At 71.7% G+C, this 18,959-nt stretch carries 17 protein-coding genes; 13 read left to right on the top strand and 4 right to left on the bottom strand.

Annotated elements, in window-relative coordinates; genetic code table 11:
* Positions 1-52: 52 nt before the first annotated feature.
* Positions 53-574, bottom strand: a complete 522-nt coding sequence (locus ACIRQP_RS15710) for a hypothetical protein (protein WP_403889315.1) — start codon at positions 572-574, stop codon at positions 53-55.
* A 118-nt stretch (positions 575-692) separates the two neighbouring features.
* Here ACIRQP_RS15710 and ACIRQP_RS15705 point away from each other — a divergent pair, with 118 nt between their 5' ends.
* Together ACIRQP_RS15705 and ACIRQP_RS15700 are read left to right on the top strand one after the other, a co-directional pair.
* On the top strand, positions 693-1,241 hold the full coding sequence (locus ACIRQP_RS15705; RefSeq protein ID WP_403889312.1) for a TetR/AcrR family transcriptional regulator: 549 nt from the start codon (positions 693-695) through the stop codon (positions 1,239-1,241).
* On the top strand, positions 1,238-2,776 hold the full coding sequence (locus tag ACIRQP_RS15700) for an MFS transporter (protein ID WP_403889310.1): 1,539 nt from the start codon (positions 1,238-1,240) through the stop codon (positions 2,774-2,776). Before ACIRQP_RS15705 ends, ACIRQP_RS15700 begins: the two co-directional genes overlap by 4 nt.
* A 91-nt stretch (positions 2,777-2,867) precedes the next feature.
* On the opposite strand, the gene ACIRQP_RS15695 is transcribed toward ACIRQP_RS15700, so the two are convergent.
* The gene (locus ACIRQP_RS15695; RefSeq protein ID WP_365908918.1) at positions 2,868-3,497 is read right to left on the bottom strand and encodes a lysophospholipid acyltransferase family protein; all 630 of its coding nucleotides are present in this window, start codon (positions 3,495-3,497) and stop codon (positions 2,868-2,870) included.
* Between the two features lie 439 nt (positions 3,498-3,936).
* Between ACIRQP_RS15695 and ACIRQP_RS15690 the strand changes: the two genes are divergently transcribed.
* The 3 genes from ACIRQP_RS15690 to ACIRQP_RS15680 all read left to right on the top strand — a co-directional run bounded on the left by ACIRQP_RS15690 (position 3,937) and on the right by ACIRQP_RS15680 (position 6,366).
* On the top strand, positions 3,937-5,100 hold the full coding sequence (locus ACIRQP_RS15690; RefSeq protein ID WP_403889308.1) for a glycerophosphodiester phosphodiesterase: 1,164 nt from the start codon (positions 3,937-3,939) through the stop codon (positions 5,098-5,100).
* 74 nt (positions 5,101-5,174) lie between these two features.
* A complete protein-coding gene (locus tag ACIRQP_RS15685; protein ID WP_403889305.1) occupies positions 5,175-5,807 on the top strand; it encodes an RNA polymerase sigma factor in 633 nt (210 codons plus the stop codon).
* A gap of 37 nt (positions 5,808-5,844) precedes the next feature.
* Positions 5,845-6,366: a GNAT family N-acetyltransferase gene (locus tag ACIRQP_RS15680; RefSeq protein WP_403889302.1), complete on the top strand. Its 522-nt coding sequence runs from the start codon at positions 5,845-5,847 to the stop codon at positions 6,364-6,366.
* Positions 6,367-6,498: 132 nt separating this feature from the next.
* Here ACIRQP_RS15680 and ACIRQP_RS15675 read toward each other — a convergent pair whose 3' ends face one another.
* Complete coding sequence (locus ACIRQP_RS15675; protein ID WP_403889299.1) at positions 6,499-6,912, bottom strand: hypothetical protein; 414 nt, start codon at positions 6,910-6,912, stop codon at positions 6,499-6,501.
* Positions 6,913-6,916: 4 nt separating this feature from the next.
* Positions 6,917-7,276 carry a hypothetical protein gene (locus ACIRQP_RS15670; protein ID WP_403889297.1) on the bottom strand — a complete coding sequence of 120 codons (360 nt, stop codon included), beginning with the start codon at positions 7,274-7,276 and terminating at the stop codon, positions 6,917-6,919.
* Positions 7,277-7,924: 648 nt separating this feature from the next.
* Here ACIRQP_RS15670 and ACIRQP_RS15665 point away from each other — a divergent pair.
* The 8 genes from ACIRQP_RS15665 (at position 7,925) to ACIRQP_RS15630 (ending at position 18,945) form a co-directional block, all read left to right on the top strand.
* Entirely contained in the window at positions 7,925-9,046 is a 1,122-nt protein-coding gene (locus ACIRQP_RS15665; protein ID WP_403889295.1) for a methionine ABC transporter ATP-binding protein, read from the top strand.
* Positions 9,043-9,714: a methionine ABC transporter permease gene (locus ACIRQP_RS15660; protein ID WP_403889292.1), complete on the top strand. Its 672-nt coding sequence runs from the start codon at positions 9,043-9,045 to the stop codon at positions 9,712-9,714. Before ACIRQP_RS15665 ends, ACIRQP_RS15660 begins: the two co-directional genes overlap by 4 nt.
* 73 nt (positions 9,715-9,787) lie before the next feature.
* Complete coding sequence (locus tag ACIRQP_RS15655; protein ID WP_403889288.1) at positions 9,788-10,648, top strand: MetQ/NlpA family ABC transporter substrate-binding protein; 861 nt, start codon at positions 9,788-9,790, stop codon at positions 10,646-10,648.
* A 147-nt stretch (positions 10,649-10,795) separates the two neighbouring features.
* A complete protein-coding gene (locus tag ACIRQP_RS15650) occupies positions 10,796-11,434 on the top strand; it encodes a GNAT family N-acetyltransferase (RefSeq protein WP_403889285.1) in 639 nt (212 codons plus the stop codon).
* 200 nt (positions 11,435-11,634) lie between these two features.
* On the top strand, positions 11,635-12,855 hold the full coding sequence (gene cbiE, locus ACIRQP_RS15645; RefSeq protein ID WP_403889282.1) for a precorrin-6y C5,15-methyltransferase (decarboxylating) subunit CbiE: 1,221 nt from the start codon (positions 11,635-11,637) through the stop codon (positions 12,853-12,855).
* Positions 12,856-13,200: 345 nt separating this feature from the next.
* On the top strand, positions 13,201-16,503 hold the full coding sequence (gene cobT, locus ACIRQP_RS15640; RefSeq protein WP_403889279.1) for a nicotinate-nucleotide--dimethylbenzimidazole phosphoribosyltransferase: 3,303 nt from the start codon (positions 13,201-13,203) through the stop codon (positions 16,501-16,503).
* Positions 16,504-16,826: 323 nt separating this feature from the next.
* Entirely contained in the window at positions 16,827-18,056 is a 1,230-nt protein-coding gene (gene cobA, locus ACIRQP_RS15635; protein ID WP_403889276.1) for a uroporphyrinogen-III C-methyltransferase, read from the top strand.
* Positions 18,057-18,126: 70 nt separating this feature from the next.
* Positions 18,127-18,945: a TrmH family RNA methyltransferase gene (locus ACIRQP_RS15630; RefSeq protein ID WP_403889273.1), complete on the top strand. Its 819-nt coding sequence runs from the start codon at positions 18,127-18,129 to the stop codon at positions 18,943-18,945.
* Positions 18,946-18,959 lie beyond the last annotated feature (14 nt).

Here is an 18,959-nt window from a genome sequence, read left to right as displayed (position 1 = left end):
TGACCACCGCCAAGGAGTAACCGGCTCTGCCGGAGCCTCCGGCCTCCAGCCACTACAGCGCCGCCGCCCACTCCGCGAGCGCGTCGAAGTCCGGACGGGTCAGCCCGATCCCGGGATCGATGCGCATCAACAGGGCGGCGGCGAGGTGGTGTTGGTCCGCCCATTCGCGGTCGTACGAAGTGATCTCGTCGTCGACCCAGGCGAAGGGCCGTCCGGCCGCGTACTCCAGTACGTACGGGGTCTTCCAGAAGGTCCCGCGAGGGGCGCGGCGCTCCGGGCCGGACCACTCGACGTACGGCAGCTCGGGCAGCCCGAGGACCGGCCCGATCCACGCGTTGGCGTCATCCTCCCACGTGGTGGCCCAGACCAGCTCGTACCGGTCGGCGAGGGCCAGCAGTTCCACCCCGTGCTCGGGGTTGAGCAGCACGGGGAGCGGCTGATCCCCGGGCCAGCCCGAGGGCCGCGTCCAGTGCCGGACGTAGCCCTCCGGCGCCCGCTCGGCCGCGAGGGCGAGATACGGGTTCAGCGGACCGTCGACATCGATCAGCAGCAGTGGCTTCGTGCGCGAGTCCATACGCGACTTCATACGCGACTTCATACGCGGGTTCTTCTCCTCTGGACAGTGTTCCGGCTAGTGGTTCGGCGTTGTATCGAATGAGACGTTGATGTCTCACGTGGGTTATGGTCGTCTCATGACGGTCGATCGTGAACAAGTGCTGCGCTCCGCCGCCGCCCTACTCACCCGCAGGGCGAGCGCCACCATGGACGAGGTCGCCCGGTCCGCGGGGATGGGCCGGGCGACCCTGCACCGGCACTTCGCCGGGCGGGACGCGCTGATCAAGGCGCTGGAGGAACTGGGTCTCAGGGAGCTGGAGACGGCCCTCGACGACGCCCGGCTCGACGAGGGCCCGGCGGACGAGGCGCTGCGCCGGCTCATCGCGTGCGTCGAGCCCTCCGCCGGGCTGCTCGCCTTTCTCCTCACCGAGAACCAGCTCTTCGAGGGCGAGGTCTACGACGGCTGGAACCGCGCCGACGCCCGGATGTCCGCGCTGTTCCGGCGCGGGCAGGAGGAGGGCACGTTCCGGATCGACCTCAGCCACGCCTGGCTCACGGACGCCCTCTACGGACTGATCAGCGCCGGCGCCTGGACCGTCCAGGACGGCCGCGCCGCACCCAAGGATTTCCCGTACATGATCGCCGAGTTGCTGCTCGGCGGAGCGCGACGGAGTGTGAGGCCATGACCACCAGCCATCTGACCGTGACGGAGAGCGAACAGACGCCCCGTCCCGGGCGCTGGATCTCGCTCGCCGTGCTCGTCCTGGCCGTGCTCCTGGTGGCCGTCGACGCCACCGTACTGGGCCTCGCCACACCGTTCCTCAGCGAGGACCTCAAGCCGACCGGCACCCAGCTCCTCTGGATCGGCGACATCTACTCCTTCGTCATCGCCGGTCTGCTGGTCTCCATGGGCAGCCTCGGCGACCGTATCGGCCGCAAGAGGCTGCTGCTGACGGGCGCGGTCGCCTTCGGCGGGGTCTCCGTACTCAACGCCTACGCGACCACCCCGGAAATGATGATCGTGGCCAGAGCGCTGCTGGGTGTCGCGGGTGCGACGCTGATGCCCGCCACCCTCGCCCTGATCCGCAATATCTTCCACGACCCCAAGGAGCGCAGCGTCGCCATCGGCATCTGGGGCGCGATGGCCTCGGCGGGCGCGGCGGTCGGTCCGGTCGTCGGCGGCTTCCTGCTGGAGCACTTCTGGTGGGGCTCGGTCTTCTTGATCAATCTGCCCGTGATGGCCGTCCTGGTGATCGTCGGCGTCAGGACGCTGCCCGAGTCGAAGAACCCCGCGCCGGGTCCCTGGGACCTGACCAGCGTGCTGCTCTCCCTGGTCGGCATCGTCGGCGTCGTATACGCGATCAAGGAGGGGGCGGCGCACGGCCCCGGCTGGAACGTCGTCGTGGGCCTGCTGGGCGTGGGCACGCTCTACTGGTTCGTACGGCGCCAGCTCACGCTGCCCGCCCCGCTGCTCGACATACGGCTCTTCCACCACCGGGGCTTCTCCGGCGCGGTACTGGCCGACCTGCTGACCATCCTCGGCCTCTCCGGGCTGGTCTTCTTCCTGTCGCAGTACCTACAGCTGGTGCAGGGCCGCCGGCCGCTGGAAGCGGGGCTGGCCGAACTGCCCGCCGCCGTCGGCGCGGTGGCGGCGGGGCTGCTCGCGGGGAACGTCGCTCGCCGTTACTCCGTACGGTCCGTGGTGGCCGGCGGTCTCGCGGCGATCGGGCTGTCCCTCGCGGTGCTGGTCACGATCAGCCAGTCCACCGGCTATCCGCTCCTCGGCGGCGTCCTGCTCATCGTCGGCGTCGGCGCGGGCTTCTCCTTCACCGTCACCGCCGACGTGATTCTCTCCAGCGTCCCCAGGGAACACGCCGGTTCGGCCTCCGCCGTGTCGGAGACGGCGTACGAACTGGGCGCGGCGCTCGGCATCGCGCTGCTCGGCTCGATCGTCACCGGCGTCTACCGGGGCTTCCCCACCCCGCCCGGTGTCCCGGCCGACGCCGCGGCGGCCGCGCACGAGTCCCTGGGTGGCGCCGTCGAGGCGGCCGCCGCAATCCCCGGGCACTCCGGCGCGGCGCTGGTGGCGGCGGCGCAGGAGGCGTTCGTGGACGGTCTGCGCTTCGCGGCGGGGGTGGGTGCGGCGGTGCTGCTGGCCACGTCGGTGGTGGCCTGGTTCCTGCTGCGCGGCCAGAAGCTGGAGGACGGTGTGGAGCACTGACGGGGTGAACCGACGGGGTGCCGGGCGCGGCGGGAGAGCTCTCCGGCCGCGCCTGACGGATTACTCCGGCATCGCCCGACGGGTCACGCGGTTACGCCGCCTTCGCCTTCGTGGCGTACATGTCCACGTACTCCTGCCCCGACAACTCCATGACCTCGGTCATCACCGAGTCCGTCACCGCCCGCAGCACATAGCGGTCGCGGTCCATGCCCTCGTACCGCGAGAACTCCATCGGCTTGCCGAAGCGCACGGTCACCTTGCCCGTCCGGGGCATGCCCGAGCCGTTCGGCTGGAGCTTGTCCGTACCGATCATCGCGAAGGGCACCACCGGGGCGCCCGTCATCAGCGTCAGCCGCGCGATGCCCGTACGGCCCCGGTACAACCGGCCGTCGGGGGAGCGGGTGCCCTCCGGATAGATACCGAAGATATTGCCCTCCTCCAGGATCCGACGGCCCGTCATCAGCGCCGCGACCCCGCCCCGGCCCCCGTCGCGGTCCACCGGGATCATGCCCACGCCGGTGAAGAACCAGGCCATCAGCCGGCCCTTGAGGCCCTTGCCCGTGACGTACTCGTCCTTGCCGATGAAGAAGACCTGACGGTCACAGACCAGCGGCAGGATCATCGAGTCGATGAAGGTGAGATGGTTGCCGGCGAGGATCACCGGCCCGCTCCCCGGAATGTTCTCGGCGCCTTCCACACGGGTGCGGAACATCAGGCGCATGATCGGTCCGAGCGCTGCCTTGATGAGCGCGAAGCGGGACAACGGGTCCTCCGGTGTCGTGCGAAGTTGCTGGACGGCCGACTTGGAGGCCGCGCGCGTAAGTGGGGCGGCGTCGCGTGCCGATGGGCGGCGCCCGGCGGCGTTGTCGTCGGTCCACGACGCTCCGCGTCGCCTTCCTCCTCCGCCGTGCCAGGAGTGCCCCTCGCCCCGCTCCTTCCGCCACCCCACCCATGTCCGCGGCCTCTAAATCCCTGCAGGTGAGGACGGTACTCGCAACTCCACACGAGCGCACATCGGGTTCATCGGCCGGATACGCGCTGTTGACGTGAGTTTCAGTCACGTTCGCCCAGGGTCTCCCGCCCGGAAGGCGTGGCCGCCTACGCTCGGCCCTCGTTTGGCAGTCGTTGACAGGTGCGGGACATCACATCGAGGAGCGTTCATGACACAGGGTGCGCGGAATACGCCCGGACGGCGGACCGTACTGGGAGCGGCGGTGCTCGGTTCGGCCGCCGTGGCGCTGCCCGCCTCGGCGCAGGCTGCCGAGCGGGCCGCTGAAGGGGGACGAGGCGGCCACGGTCCGGCGAAGCCGGCCCTGCCCGTACCCACGATCATCGGCCACCGCGGAGCCAGCGGCTACCGTCCCGAGCACACCCTCGGTTCGTACCAGCTCGCCCTCGACCTCGGCGCGCATGTGATCGAGCAGGACCTGGTGCCCACCAAGGACGGCCACTTGGTATGCCGTCACGAGAACGACATCACCGCCACGACCGATGTCGCGGACCACCCGGAGTTCGCGGGCCGCAAGACCACCAAGAGCGTCGACGGCGTCAGCCTCACCGGCTGGTTCACCGAGGACTTCACGCTCGCCGAGCTGAAGACGCTGCGCGCCAAGGAGCGCATCCCCGGCGTCCGGCAGCGCAACACCCTCTACGACGGCCGCTGGGAGATCCCCACCTTCGAAGAGGTGCTGCGCTGGGCGGACGAGCAGGGCCGCCGCCTCGGCCGCAAGATCTGGCTGTACACCGAGACCAAGCACCCCACCTACTTCCGCGGTCTCGGCCTCGGCCTGGAGGAGCCCCTCGCGAAGCTGCTGCGCCGCTACGGGCGTGACCGCAAGGACTCCGCCATCTTCCTCCAGTCCTTCGAGCCGAGCAGCATGCAGCGGATGGCGAAGCTGGTCTCCTCGCCGCGCGTCGTCCTGCTCGACGCCGCGGGCACCCGCCCGTGGGACTTCAAGGTCGCGAACGACCCGCGTACGGTCGCCGATCTGGTCAAGCCCGAGGGTCTGAAGTGGATCGCGTCCTACGCGCAGGGCATCGGCCCGACGCTCGACCTGATCATTCCGAAGGACGCCACGGGCAAGCTGGGCACGCCCACCACGCTGGTCCGGGACGCGCACGCGAAGGGCCTGATCCTCCACCCGTACACGCTGCGCGACGAGAACTCCTTCCTGCCGGCCGACTTCCGGCGCGGTACGGACCCGAACGCGTACGGCGACGCCTTCGGCGCCTTCCGGGCCTACTTCGAGCAGGGCATCGACGGCATCTTCACCGACAACCCGGACACCGGTCTGCTGGCGCGGGCGGACTTCGTCAGCCGCTGACCGCGCGTGCCCCGGTCGGGTGACCGCCCGGCCGGGGAGCAACCGCCCGTCGTCGCGCGGACGTCACGGCGGGCATGACGTCAGTCCGGGCCACCAGGCCCCTCCCCGCTTCCCGGCCGCCCCAGCCCGAGCCGCTCCGCCCGCCGGTGGCGCAACGCCCGCCGGTGGCCGCCCGCCCGTCGGAGTCCGCGCGGTCGTCGGCTCTCGTCCACGCGCTGCTTCCGCTGGTACGCGCCGAGGCGGCGGCGGAGGCGCCGGGGGCCGGGGCCGAGCCGGGAGATCTCGAACAGGCCGCCTGGGTACGGCTGCTGGAACGGCCGGTCGCCGAGCCCTGGCCCGGCGACACCGCGCGCCGGGTACGGGATGTCGTACGGGCGGAGGCCCGCCGCGCCCGGCGCACCGCCGCCCGTGAACTCCCGTACCGCCACGAACCCGCCGCCGGGCCCGAGTCCGACCCCGAGGGTGCCGTGCTGCGCGCCGACCGGAGGCAGACGCTCCGCGCGGCGGTCGGCCGTACCCCCGGCCGCTGTCCGCTGGTCCTGACCGCGATGCTGGCGCCGGAGGACCTCACCTACCGCGAGATCGCGGGGGAGTTGGGTATGTCACAGGGCAGTTTGGGACCGTTACGTTCCAGATGCCTGGGATGCCTGCGCAGAATGCTGGCCGCCGAGGTTGCGACTCCTGAACTCGGGGGAAAGGTGCGGTAGACCACCGGCGGACCAAGTGAGCGGGAGGCATGCACACATGGGCATGAGCGTGACCATCTCAGCGGCGAGCGCCCAGGACGCTGAACAGATCCTGAAGCTGCAGTACCTGTGTTACCAGAACGAGGCCGAGCTGTACGGCGACTACACCATCGAGCCCCTGACCCAGACGCTCGACGACCTGAGGGCCGAACTCGCCCAGGGCCACGGCCTGGTGGCCAGGCTCGGCGACGAAGTGGTGGCGTCGGTGCGCGGCAGCGTCGACGCGACGGGCACCGCCCGGATAGCCAAGCTCATCGTCCATCCCCGGATGCGGCGCCACGGCCTCGGCGGACGGCTGCTCGACGCCATCGAGACGCACTTCGCGGCACAGCCGGCCGCCCAGCGCTTCCGGCTCTTCACCGGGCACCGCAGCGAAGGCGATCTGCGGCTCTACCGCAGCCGTGGCTACGCCCCGGTGTCGACGGAGCAGGCGGGTCCGCGACTGAGACTCGTCACCCTGGAGAAAGAAGCCGCCGCGAAGGAAGCCGCGGCCGTCGGAGCGTATGTCGCCAGCGCCTGACGTGAGGGCGGAATCCCCGGCGGCACGACCCCAGTGGCACAGCCTCAGGGGTACGAAGGGGGTTCCGCTTCTCGATCACCCGGGAAGGGGTTCGGCTTCCCGGTCACCCGGGACCGGTGGCGGCGCCGTCGTCTACCGGCGGGTCCTGCGCAGCCACAGAATGCCGGTGACCGGCAGCAGCACCGGAATGAGGAGATAGCCCATCCCGTAGTCCGACCAGACGGTGGCGTCCGGGAAGGCCGACGGATCGGCCAGCGTCCACGTCCCCACGGTCAGTACGCCCACCAGCTCCGCGGCGCAGCAGATCAGAGCGGCCTTCCGCGCCGTCTCCCCGCCGCGTACCAGCGTGTAGGTGATGAACGCGTAGACCACGGCGGCGACGCCGGAGAGCGCGTAGGCCAGCGGCGCGTGGTCGAATTCCGTGGCGATCTGGTAGACGGACCGGGAGACCGCGCCGACCGACATCACGCCGTACAGCCAGACCAGCAGCAGTCCAGGCCCCCGGACCAGTCTGACCGGAGCCCTGTCGGCGCCTTCGGTGGTCATGTCGTCAGCCTTCCCAGATGTCATGGAGCCGTACTTCCAGCACGGCCAGGACGACCGCTCCGGCGGCGACCGTGACCGAGCCCCAGCGGGTCCGCTCGCCCAGCGACAGGAACCCGGCCGCGGGGACCGCGAGCAGCGCGCCGAGCAGATACGAGACGAAGATCACCGAGCCCTCGTCGGCCTGTTCGCCGCGCGCCAGCCGCACGATCCCGACGACCAGTTGCGCCAGCGCGAGCACCGACACCACGGCCATGCCGATGAAGTGCCAGTCCTTGGTGGGCTGGTCGCGGTAGGCGGCGTAGCCGCACCAGGCGGCGAGGGCGAGCGCGGCCACGGAGACCGCGACCGTCAGGGCGACAAGCATGGGCCCGAGCGTATTACGGGGCGAAAGGCGCGCCGCGCGCGCCCCCGCGAGGCCGGTGCCACCACGCCCCGCGGGCCGGTGCTCCCACACCCCGGGGACCGTGGTCTTGACCACAGGGCCCGACCGCTCCGAGCGGGCCCCGGCTGTTGTCGTCGTTCCCCACACCGCGATATCCGCGCAGGTCACGGCCGACATGGCGGGGCCCGTACCGCCCGGTGACGCCCGCCCCCGAGCCTCGTGGACCTCGACGAGGTGTCCGTATGCTGTGCCAGAACTGTCCGCTATACGGACAACCCCCTGGCGTCCGTACTCACGTCTGTTTTACTTACGGCATGACCACAACGAGCCACCGCGACCCCGCGACCGAGGCGAACCACACGCCCGGTGCTCGTTGTCTGTGTCGAATGTGCGCCCACTGAGGGCCCCCGCCTGAGCCTCGCGCCCCGAAGCGAAACCTGACGGCCGAGCCGCGTCCGTACCCCGTGAAGGCCATGAGAGTCATGGCCCGAAGGCCGGCCGGCGAATCGTGCCTGCCCCCGCGTGCGCCGCCTCCCGGTCACCCACCGCGTCAGCGCGCCACGCCGGAATGACGAATGCCCCGTGCCCGGCGGCCCCCTCGCCGCGCACTCGACAGTGATGGAAACCCCTGTGATCACTACTACGGGCCTGACGAAGATCTACCGGTCCGCCCAGTCGCGCGGCCGCGAAGTCACCGCACTAGACGGCGTCGACCTGCATGTCCGCGAGGGCGAGGTCTTCGGGGTCGTGGGACAGAGCGGCGCCGGGAAGTCCTCGCTCATCCGTTGCGTCAATCTCCTCGAACGCCCCACCGCCGGCACGGTCACGGTCGACGGCCAGGACCTCACCGCACTCGCCGGCCGTGGGCGGCGGGCGGGCAAGGAACTGCGCCGGGCGCGCAGTTCGATCGGCATGGTCTTCCAGCACTTCAATCTGCTGTCCTCCCGCACGGTCAGGGGCAACGTCGAACTGCCGCTGGAGATCCTCGGCGTGGCGGGCCGCGAGCGTACCCGCCGCGCCCTGGAGCTGCTGGATCTGGTCGGTCTCGCCGACAAGGCCAGGGCGTATCCGGCCCAGCTCTCCGGTGGTCAGAAGCAGCGGGTCGGTATCGCCCGCGCGCTGGCGGGCAACCCCAAGGTGCTGCTCTCCGACGAGGCCACGAGCGCCCTGGACCCGGAGACCACCCGCGCGATCCTCCAGCTGCTGCGCGACCTCAACCGGCAGCTGGGTCTGACGGTCCTGCTCATCACGCACGAGATGGAGGTCGTGAAGACGATCTGTGACTCGGCGGCGCTGATGCGCACGGGCCGGATCGTCGAGTCGGGCACGGTCGGCGAACTGCTCGCCACCCCCGGATCGCGGCTGGCACAGGAGCTGTTCCCGGTGGGCGGCACGGCCTCGGGCCCCGGCCGTACGGTCCTCGACGTCACCTTCCACGGTGGCGCCGCCACCCAGCCGGTGATCTCACAGCTCGCCCGGACCTACAACATCGACATATCGATCCTGGGTGCCGCGATGGACACCGTCGGCGGCCGGCAGATCGGCCGGATGCGGATCGAACTGCCCGGTGCCTACGAGGACAACGTCGTACCGATCGGCTTCCTGCGCGAGCAGGGGCTCCAGGCCGAGGTCGTGGACGACGCAGACGCAGACGCAGACGCCGAGACAGAGACAGACGCAGGTGCCCTCGCCGACGCGGCGGCCACCGTCCCCGCGCAGAGCCCCGCACCGGTGAAGGAAGATGCCAAGTGACCTGGTCGGAGATGCAGCCACTGCTGTCCCAGGGGACCATCGACACCCTCTATATGGTGCTGTGGTCCGCGCTCGTGACCCTCGCCGGCGGACTGCCCCTCGGCATCCTGCTGGTCCTCACCGACACGGGCGGACTGCTCCGGAACGCCGTGGTCAACAAGGCCGTCGGGGTGATCGTGAACATCGGCCGCTCGCTGCCGTTCATGATCCTGCTGATCGCGCTGATCCCGTTCACCACCCTGATCGTCGGCACCTTCATCGGTCCCACCGCGATGATCGTGCCGCTGGCGATCGGCGCCATCCCGTTCTTCGCGCGGCTCGTCGAGACGGCGATCCGCGAGGTCGACCACGGACTGGTCGAGGCCGTCCAGGCGATGGGCGGCTCGGTCCCCACCATCGTCCGCAAGGTGCTGCTGCCGCAGGCCCTGCCGTCGCTGGTGTCCGCCGTCACCACCACCGTCATCGTGCTCATCGGCTACTCGGCCATGGCCGGGGCGGTCGGCGGCGAGGGACTCGGATCCAAGGCCGTCACCTACGGATTCCAGCGCTTCGAGAACGGCTTCATGATCGCCACGGTCGTCGTCCTGATCGCGATCGTCACCGTGGTCCAACTGCTCGGGGACGGGGCCGTACGGCTGCTGGCGCGGCGCGGCCGTACCGCCACCTGACCGGATTTCACCCTCCGGCCCGCACTCCTTGTCCGGGCCACGTCACCTGCACCACCGGAAAGAGGCACTCTTCGTGCGTACCACCATCAAGTTCAGCGCGGCAGCCGCCGCCACCGCCGCTCTCGCCCTCGGCCTCAGCGCCTGCGGCACCTCCTCCGACCCGGGCTCCTCGTCCGCCGCCGGAGCCTCCGCCGACACCTCCGAGCCGCTCGTCGTCGCCGCGTCCCCGACGCCGCACGCCGACATCCTGAACTTCGTCAAGAAGAACCTGGCGGAGAAGAACGGTCTCAAGCTGGAGGTCAAGGAGTTCACGGACTACGTCCTGCCGAACACCGCCACCCAGAGCGGCGAGGTCGACGCCAACTTCTTCCAGCACAAGCCCTACCTGGACGACTTCAACAAGAAGAAGGGCACCGACATCGTGCCCGTCGTCGATGTCGAGCTGGAGCCCCTCGGCCTCTACTCCACAAAGGTCAAGGACCTCAAGGAGCTCACCGCGGGCCAGAGCGTCGCCGTCCCCAACGACACCACCAACGAGGGCCGTGCGCTCCAGCTGCTCGCGGACAACGGCGTGATCACGCTGAAGGCCGGCGCGGGCACCGACGCCAACCTCGCCGACATCAAGGACGCGAAGGGCCTGAAGTTCAAGGAGCTGGAGGCCGCCACACTGCCCCGTGCCCTGAACGATGTCGACGCCGCCGTCATCAACGGCAACTACGCCATCGAGGCAGACCTCAAGCCCGCGAAGGACGCCCTAACCCTGGAGAAGGCCGACGGCAACCCGTACGCCAACTTCCTCGCCGTCAAGCGCGGCAACGAGAAGGACCCGCGAGTGGAGAAGCTCGCGAAGCTGCTGAACGCGCCCGAGGTGAAGAAGTACATCGAGGACACCTACGAGGGCTCGGTCGTGCCCGCTTTCGGTGCGGCCAAGTAGTCACCGCAGTAACGTTCTTGTCGGCGAGAGCCCCGTACACGCCCGTTGTGTGCGGGGCTTCCGCATCCGTACGGACCCGGCCATGCGCATCTCCCACCCGATGCTGCATGCTGTGCATTTACGACGGACTGAGGCATGGAGCTGTGCATGACTACCACCTTTCCGGACGTTTCCATCAGCACGGAGCGGTTGGTGCTGCGCCCCTTCGAGCCGGCGGACATCCCGGCGCACATCGAGATGATGAATGACGAGCTGGTCACGGCCTGGACCTCCGTCCCTCATCCGTATACGCGAAGAGACGCCGAGGAGTGGATCGGCAGAATCGCCCCCGCCGAACGCCTGGAAGGGCGGGGGATCGCGTTCGCCGTCACCGAGTTCCTCACCCAGCGGCTCGTCGGTGTCCTACGGCTGCGGAACACCAACTGGCACGCACTCGCCACCGAGGCCGCCTATGTGACCGCGCCCTGGGCGCGCGGCGAGGGGTACGCCACCGAATCGGCGCTCGCGGTCGCCCAGTGGCTCTTCCGTGACCAGAAGTTCGAACGCATCGAAGTGCGCACCCCCGCCGACAACACCGCCTCCCAGCAGGTCGCGCAGAAGATCGGCTGCATCAGCGAGGGCGTCCTGCGCAACGCCTGGATAGCGCGCACCCAGACCGAGGACGGCGGCTGGACCGACATCCGCACCGACCTGATCGTCTGGAGCCTGCTGCCCGAGGATCTCGAAGGCGTCGCCGAACAGATGGCGGACGCGACGGGCTACGCGTCCTTCACCGACTGGAACTGACGGCCACCACCGCGCAGCGCCCGGCCACCACCCCGCACCGCCCGGCCGCCTCCCGGCCCGGCCAGGTACTCTCACCGTGCGCTCACGACGTACGGGCAGTGCTCCGTGCGGTGGCCACGATCCGATCACGACCACCGGCAGCGATCGCCCTCTCTGCCCGCTTCCGCCCCGCTCAAGACGACTTACGGAGACTGACGACGATGGCCGACCGCGTCACGGTGATCGGCTGGGACGGCTCGCCCCTCACCGCCGCGGCCAAGTCCGCGCTCTCCGCCGCCACTCTGGTGGCCGGAGCCGCCCACCATCTGGCGCTCCCCGAGGTGCCGCCCGGCGCCGAGCGCATCCGCCTCGGCTCGATAGACCTCGCGGCCCGCCGGATCGCCGGACACCGCGGCAGCGCCGTGGTCCTCGCCGACGGCGACCCCGGCTTCTTCGGTGTCGTACGCACCCTGCGCGCCCCGGAACACGGCCTGGAGGTCGAAGTCGTCCCCGCGGTCTCCGCCGTGGCAGGCGCCTTCGCGCGGGCCGGGATGGCCTGGGACGACGCCCAGGTCGTCGTCGCGCACCGCCGTACGCTCCGCCGTGCCGTCAACGTCTGCCGGGCGCACACCAAGGTCGCCGTCCTCACCTCCCCGGGCGCGGGACCCGCCGAACTCGCGCTGCTCCTCGACGGGGTCCACCGCACCTTCGTCATCTGCGAGGAGCTCGGCACCGAACGGGAACAAGTCACCGTCCTCACCTCCGACAAGGCCGCCGACCATGTCTGGCGCGACCCGAACGTGGTGATCGTCATCGGCGGAGTCGGCACCGCGGTCTCCCCGGGCAGCGGCTGGATCGCCGGCCGCGACCCCGGATACCCGCCGGTCGAACGCGGCTGGGCGCTGCCCACCGAGGAGTACGGCATCGAGCTGGACGAGGGCGAGTCGACCTGGCTGCGCGCCGCCCAGCTGGCCAGGCTCGGCGCCCGTACCGGCGATCTCGTCTGGGACATCGGCTGCGGCAGCGGGGCCCTCGCCGCCGAGGCGGCCCGTTTCGGCGCGGCCGTCATCGCCGTGGACGACGAGCCGGGAGCCTGCGCCAGCACGGCCGCGGCCGCCCGCCGCGCCGGCGTACAGCTCCAAGTCGTCCAAGGGCGCGCGCCGCACGTACTGGAGCGGCTGCCCGAGCCCGATGTCGTACGGATCGGTGGTGGTGGTCTCGATGTGGTCACCGCCTGCGCCGACCGCAGGCCCGAGCGCATCGTCACCCACGCGGCCACCCGGGACGAGGCCGAGGCGGTCGGAACGGCCTTGGCGGCAGGCGGATATGGGGTGGAGTGCGTGCTGCTCCAGTCCGTCGGCCTCGACACCGGCGACTGGTCCGAGCGCGAGCGCTCCGTCGTCTTCCTCGTCTCCGGCCGACGTCCGGAGAGCGGCCCCTGACCCTGCTTCCGCGCCGCGCGGGGTAGGCTGGCCGATCGTTGTACAGCAGCCGGGCGTTCGTCACTTCGTTCGTCAATGTCCGGAAAAGGGGCCCGTTTTGGGCCCTGATGTGGTACGGCGAAAACCGGGGGACGCGCGACGTGGCGCAGTCCACAGCGGGCCGTGGCGGATACCACCGCCAGGGCTGTGAAAGACCGCGGGAGCCCAGACACCAGGGCCGACGCGGGCCTTTCGTGCCGCCCGGCGCCCACGCTCGTTGTTCATGACGGGCGCCGGAAGCGCCGCGGATCGGGCGCCCCGGTGGAAGGGCTGAAGGAGCAGAACCAATGGGCGAGGGGTACGCACATGACTGACACCGGCCAGGTCCCGGTCGAGGGACTGCCGGAGAACGCAGGCATGGTGGAGCAGCCGGGCATCCCCGCTCCCGGCGCGTACACCTACCTCGACCCCTCCGCACCCGTCACCGAGGACGAAGACCTTCTGCTCATGCCGAGCGCCCAGGGCGGGTGGAACGACCCCCAGGTGGTGCCCGGCGAGGCGCCCGTCGCCTACGCCACGCCGGACGGGTACGCCGCCGCGCCGGAGAGCTATGCCCCGGTGGCGCCCGAGGCATACGCCGTTCCGGAGCAGGCCCTGATCCAGCAGCAGATGTCGCCCATAGAACAGCCGACGCAGATCCAGGTGCCGGTGGCACAGGTCCAGGCCGAGGCGCCGGACGGATACCAGCCGCGGCCGGAGTTCACCGCCGAGCCGGCGCACCCGGACCAGACTCCGGCCGCGGAGGCCGAGTTCGCACAGCCCGCCGCCCCCGTGGTGCCCGAAGCACTGGTCGTGCCCGAAGCCCCGGTCGCGCCCGAAGAGGTGACGGACCTCCCGCAGTTCGGCCGGACACCGCACCAGCCGGGTGCCCACGAGGCCGGTGGCCGGGACTCCGGTTCGGTGGATCTCACCGGCGTACGTATGCCACCGCCTGTACAGGCTCACGCGCCCGCCCCCGCTCCTGCCCAGGCGCCGATGCGCCGCCCGCTGCACATGGGCCCGCCGGTGCCCGACCCGACGGGCGGCGTGGTGCGTTCGCTCGCCGACCGGGGTCCCGCGGGTACGCCGACGCAGGCCGTCCGGGTACGCGCCCAGGCACAGGGACCGGCCACCACGGGCCCGGAGTATCTGGATGTCCCGCGTGAGGAGCCCGCTGTTCTCGCGGGGCCGCAGCTGAGCGAGATCCCGCCGCCGGCCGGCGCCCCGTGGTCGGCCGAGCCGCCGCCGGCCGGGCCCGTGGCCGTGGCCGTGGCGCCGGAGGCGGTAGCAGAAACGGTCGTCCCGGAGCCGGAAGCCCAAGCCGAGCCGGTCGCTGTGCCCGTCGTCGTCCCGGCCGAGCCGGAGCCCGAGGTGGCCGCCGCCGTACCGGAGCCCGAGCCTCAGCCGACCGCCCCCGAACCGCCCGCCGCCGAGCAATTGCCGGAGCCTGCCCCCGAGCCCGAGCCGCAGCCCGAGACCGCGACCGAGGCCCCGGCCGCCGTCGTGGTCGAGCCGGCCGAGACGCGGGAGGCACCGGCCCCCGTCGCCGAGCGGATCGAGCAGCCGGCGGAAGAGCCCGTACATGTGCCGGCCCCGGAGCCGGAAGCCGCGCTGGAACCCGAGCCGGTCCAGGAGCCCGCCCCCGAAGCCGCGCCGGAACCCGAGCCGGTCCAGGAGCCCGCACCGATCCAGGAGTCCGCACCGATCCAGGAGTCCGCGCCCGAACCGGCGCCGGAGCCTGCCCCCGAGCCCGAGCCGGATCCCCAGCCCATCGCCGCGGAGTCCGCCCCCGTGCCGGAGTCCGCCGCCGTCCCGGAGCCCGCCCCCGCACCGGAGCCCGAGCCTCAGCCCGAGGCCGAGGCGGCACCCGCACCCGCGCCCGTCGCGCAGGCGGGCACCGCGGCCCCGTCCGGCTACGACGACGCCGAACGCGACGCCGTGCTCCGTGTGATGCGCGAGCGCCGTGACATCCGTAACGGCTTCCGCTCCGATCCCGTCCCGCACGAGGTGCTGCTGCGCGTCCTGGAAGCCGCGCACACCGCACCCAGCGTGGGCCACTCCCAGCCCTGGGACTTCGTCGTCATCCGCTCCGCCGAGACCCGGCGGTCCATGCACGAGCTGGCACAGCGTCAGCGTGACGCGTACGCCAAGGCACTGCCCAAGGGCCGGGCCAAGCAGTTCAAGGAACTGAAGATCGAGGCCATCCTCGACACCCCGGTGAACATCGTCGTCACCGCGGACCCCACGCGCGGCGGCCGGCACACCCTCGGCCGGCACACCCAGCCGCAGATGGCCCCGTACTCCTCGGCGCTCGCCGTGGAGAACTTGTGGCTCGCCGCCCGCGCCGAGGGCCTCGGCGTGGGCTGGGTCAGCTTCTTCGACGAGCGCGAGATGGTACGCGCGCTGGGGCTGCCCGAGCATCTCGAAGTCGTGGCGTACCTCTGCGTCGGATATGTGGACGAGTTCCCCGTCGAGCCCGAGCTGATGCAGGCCGGCTGGTCCAAGCGCCGGCCGCTCTCCTGGGTCGTCCACGAGGAGACCTACGGCCGCCGCGCCCTGCCGGGCGAGGAGCCGCACGACCTGCTCCAGGAGACCATCGCCGGTATCCGCCCGCTGGACGCCAAGGCGCTGGGCGAGGCGTGGGAACGGCAGAAGCGGATGACCAAGCCCGCCGGCGCGCTCGGCATGCTGGAGATCATCTCCGCCCAGCTCAGCGGATTGTCCCGGCTCTGCCCGCCGCCCATCCCGGAACCCGCCGCCGTCGCGATCTTCGCGGGCGACCACGGCGTACACGCGCAGGGGGTGACCCCGTGGCCGCAGGAGGTGACCGGCCAGATGGTCGCCAACTTCCTGGGCGGCGGCGCGGTGTGCAACGCGTTCGCGACCCAGGTGGGCGCCGAGGTCTGCGTCATCGACGTGGGCGTCGCGGGCGAACTCCCCGCGACGCCGGGCCTGCTGCCCCGCAAGGTCCGGGCCGGTACGGCCGACTTCACTACGGGTCCCGCGCTGAGCCGCGAGGACGTACTCGCGGCGATCGAAGCCGGCATCGAGACGGCGCGCGATCTCGTGGCCGCGGGCAACAAGGCCCTGCTCACCGGAGAGATGGGTATCGCCAACACGACCGTGTCGGCCGCGCTGATCTGCGTCTACACCGGCCAGGACCCGGCGGAGGTCACCGGACGGGGGACCGGCATCAACGACGAGATGCACGCCCGCAAGGTCGATGTCGTCCGCCGGGGTCTCGACCTCCACCAGCCCGACCCGTCCGACCCGGTCGGCGTCCTCGCGGCGATCGGCGGCCTGGAGCACGCGGCCCTGGTCGGATTCCTGCTGGGCGGCGCGTCGCTGCGTACGCCGGTCATCCTGGACGGCGTGAGCGCCGGCGCGGCGGCGCTGGTCGCCCGAGCGATCGCCCCCGAGGCGCTGGCGGCCTGCATCGCGGGCCACCGCAGCGCGGAGCCGGGCCATGTCGCGGCCCTCAACAAACTCGGCCTGCGCCCGCTGGTCGACCTGGACCTCCGCCTGGGCGAGGGCACGGGCGCGCTGCTGGCGCTCCCGGTGGTACAGAGCGCGGCGCGGGTGATGCACGAGGTGGCGACGTTCGACTCGGCGGGGGTCACGGAGAAGTAGGGGGCCGCTGTCCGAGGTGCGTTTCGGCCGGGGCCGGTGGTGCGGTGCGCCGTCCGGCGGGGCCGTTGTCCGGGGTGCGTTCGTCTTTGGCCGGGGCCGGTGGCCGTACGCCACACATCACGCTTCAGTGTCCCGGACGCGCCCCCTTCGCCGCCCGTCACGGACCGGCCCGGCCGCGCGCGAGGGCCGCAACCACGAAGACCCGCCCGGCCCCCCGCAGGGGAAACCGCACCGCCCGTAAGCTGGGAACCGCACCCCACCAGCCACTTCACGCCCACGTCCGCACCCACGACACCCGCCCCGCCCGAGGAGCCCCCACCCACATGTCCGAGCACGCCGAGCACCCGCACCCCGCCTACCCCGTCGGACTCCGCCTCGCCGGGCGCCGCGTTGTCGTCGTCGGTGGCGGGCAGGTCGCGCAGCGCCGGCTGCCCGCGCTCATCGCGGCCGGCGCGGACATCGTGCTGGTGTCGCCGTCCGCGAAACCCTCCGTCGAGGCCATGGCGGCGGTCGGCGAGATCCGCTGGGAGCGCCGCCGCTACGAGGAGGGCGACCTCACCGACGCCTGGTACGTGCTCGTCGCGTCCAGCGACGAGCACGCCAACCGCACCGCGTCCGCCGAGGCCGAGCGCCGCCGTGTCTGGTGCGTACGCAGCGACGACGCGGAGGCCGCCACCGCCTGGACGCCCGCCACCGGCCGCAGCGAGGGCCTCACCGTCGCCGTGCTCACCGGGCGCGACCCGCGTCGCTCCGCCGCCGTGCGGGACGCCATCGTCGAGGGGCTGCGCGACGGCACGCTCGCCGCCCCGCACCGTCGCAGCCGTACCCCCGGCGTCGCCCTCGTCGGTGGTGGCCCCGGCGACCCGGACCTGATAACCGTGCGCGGCCGCAGGCTCCTCGCCGAGGCGGATGTCGTGATCGCCGACCGTCTCGGCCCGCGCGATCTGCTGGACGAACTGCCGCCGCACGTCGAGGTGATCGACGCCGCGAAGATCCCGTACGGCCGCGCCATGGCCCAGGAGGCGATCAACGACGCGCTGATCGAGCACGCCAAGGCGGGCAAGGCCGTGGTCCGGCTCAAGGGGGGCGACCCGTTCGTCTTCGGGCGGGGCATGGAGGAGGCGCACGCGCTGGCCGCGGCCGGTATCCCGTGCACCGTCGTGCCCGGTATCTCCAGCTCCATCAGCGTGCCGGGCGCGGTCGGAATCCCCGTCACACACCGGGGAGTCGCCCACGAGTTCACCGTCGTCAGTGGCCATGTCGCCCCGGACGACGACCGCTCGCTCGTCGACTGGGAGGCGCTCGCCCGGCTCCGTGGCACGCTCGTCCTGCTGATGGCCGTGGACAAGATCGGCGCGATCGCCCGAGCGCTCGTGGAGTACGGCAGGAGCCCCGAGACCCCGGTCGCGCTGGTGCAGGAAGGCACCACGGCCTCCCAGCGACGGGTCGACGCCACGCTCGCGACGGTCGCGGAGGTCGTGCGGACCGAGAAGGTCCGCCCGCCGGCCGTCATCGTCATCGGCGATGTCGTCGCCCTGGGGGACGGCACCTGACGCGTGTTCGGCCGGACAGGACCTGGGCCCCGTCCCGCGCACCACTCACCCGACAAGGCAGTGTCACCCTGTGGCTGAACTCATCACCGTCGACGACCCCGACGACCCGCGCCTGCGCGACTACACCGATCTGACCGATGTCGAGCTGCGCCGCAGGCGCGAGCCCGCCGAAGGGCTGTTCATCGCCGAGGGCGAGAAGGTCATCCGCAGGGCCGGGCAGGCCGGCTACCCGATGCGGTCGATGCTGCTCTCGGCCAAGTGGGTCGACACCATGCGGGACATCATCGAGGAGGCCACGGCCCCGGTGTACGCGGTCAGCCCCGAGCTGGCGGAGCGCGTCACCGGCTACCACGTGCACCGCGGCGCCCTCGCCTCCATGGCCCGTAAGCCGCTGCCCACGGTGGCCGAGGTGCTCCGCACGGCCCGCCGCGTCGCCGTCATGGAGGCGGTCAACGACCACACCAACATCGGCGCGATCTTCCGCAGCGCCGCCGCGCTCGGGATGGACGCCGTCCTGCTCTCCCCGGACTGCGCCGATCCGCTCTATCGCCGCTCGGTGAAGGTCTCGATGGGCGCGGTGTTCTCCGTGCCGTACGCCCGGCTCGAAGGCTGGCCACGGGCGCTGGACACCGTACGGGAGGCCGGCTTCCGGCTGCTGGCACTCACCCCCGACGAACGGGCGGTCCCGATGGACGAGGCCGCGCCGCACCGGCTGGAGCGTGTCGCGCTGATGCTCGGCGCGGAGGGCGCCGGGCTGTCCGGGCGGGCGCTCGGCGCCGCTGACACCTGGGTCCGTATCCCCATGGCGCACGGCGTGGACTCGCTGAACGTCGGCGCTGCGGCGGCGGTCGCCTTCTACGCGGTCACGACGGGCCGCCCGGAGAACTGACGACCCGGGGCGGT

This window comes from Streptomyces sp. NPDC102274 (assembly GCF_044766385.1).
Taxonomy (GTDB): Bacteria; Actinomycetota; Actinomycetes; order Streptomycetales; family Streptomycetaceae; genus Streptomyces.
This window is presented reverse-complemented; position numbering and strand designations above follow the sequence as displayed.

Excerpts from the sequence above, each read along its gene's own strand:
- ACIRQP_RS15685 (WP_403889305.1), top strand. The coding sequence starts at position 5,175 with ATGACGTCAGTCCGGGCCACCAGGCCCCTCCCCGCTTCCCGGCCGCCC.
- ACIRQP_RS15675 (WP_403889299.1), bottom strand. The coding sequence starts at position 6,912 with ATGACCACCGAAGGCGCCGACAGGGCTCCGGTCAGACTGGTCCGGGGG.
- cbiE (WP_403889282.1), top strand. The coding sequence starts at position 11,635 with ATGGCCGACCGCGTCACGGTGATCGGCTGGGACGGCTCGCCCCTCACC.
- cobA (WP_403889276.1), top strand. The coding sequence starts at position 16,827 with ATGTCCGAGCACGCCGAGCACCCGCACCCCGCCTACCCCGTCGGACTC.
- ACIRQP_RS15710 (WP_403889315.1), bottom strand. The coding sequence starts at position 574 with ATGGACTCGCGCACGAAGCCACTGCTGCTGATCGATGTCGACGGTCCG.
- ACIRQP_RS15695 (WP_365908918.1), bottom strand. The coding sequence starts at position 3,497 with ATGCGCCTGATGTTCCGCACCCGTGTGGAAGGCGCCGAGAACATTCCG.
- ACIRQP_RS15650 (WP_403889285.1), top strand. The coding sequence starts at position 10,796 with ATGACTACCACCTTTCCGGACGTTTCCATCAGCACGGAGCGGTTGGTG.
- cobT (WP_403889279.1), top strand. The coding sequence starts at position 13,201 with ATGACTGACACCGGCCAGGTCCCGGTCGAGGGACTGCCGGAGAACGCA.
- ACIRQP_RS15700 (WP_403889310.1), top strand. The coding sequence starts at position 1,238 with ATGACCACCAGCCATCTGACCGTGACGGAGAGCGAACAGACGCCCCGT.
- ACIRQP_RS15680 (WP_403889302.1), top strand. The coding sequence starts at position 5,845 with ATGGGCATGAGCGTGACCATCTCAGCGGCGAGCGCCCAGGACGCTGAA.
- ACIRQP_RS15705 (WP_403889312.1), top strand. The coding sequence starts at position 693 with ATGACGGTCGATCGTGAACAAGTGCTGCGCTCCGCCGCCGCCCTACTC.
- ACIRQP_RS15690 (WP_403889308.1), top strand. The coding sequence starts at position 3,937 with ATGACACAGGGTGCGCGGAATACGCCCGGACGGCGGACCGTACTGGGA.
- ACIRQP_RS15670 (WP_403889297.1), bottom strand. The coding sequence starts at position 7,276 with ATGCTTGTCGCCCTGACGGTCGCGGTCTCCGTGGCCGCGCTCGCCCTC.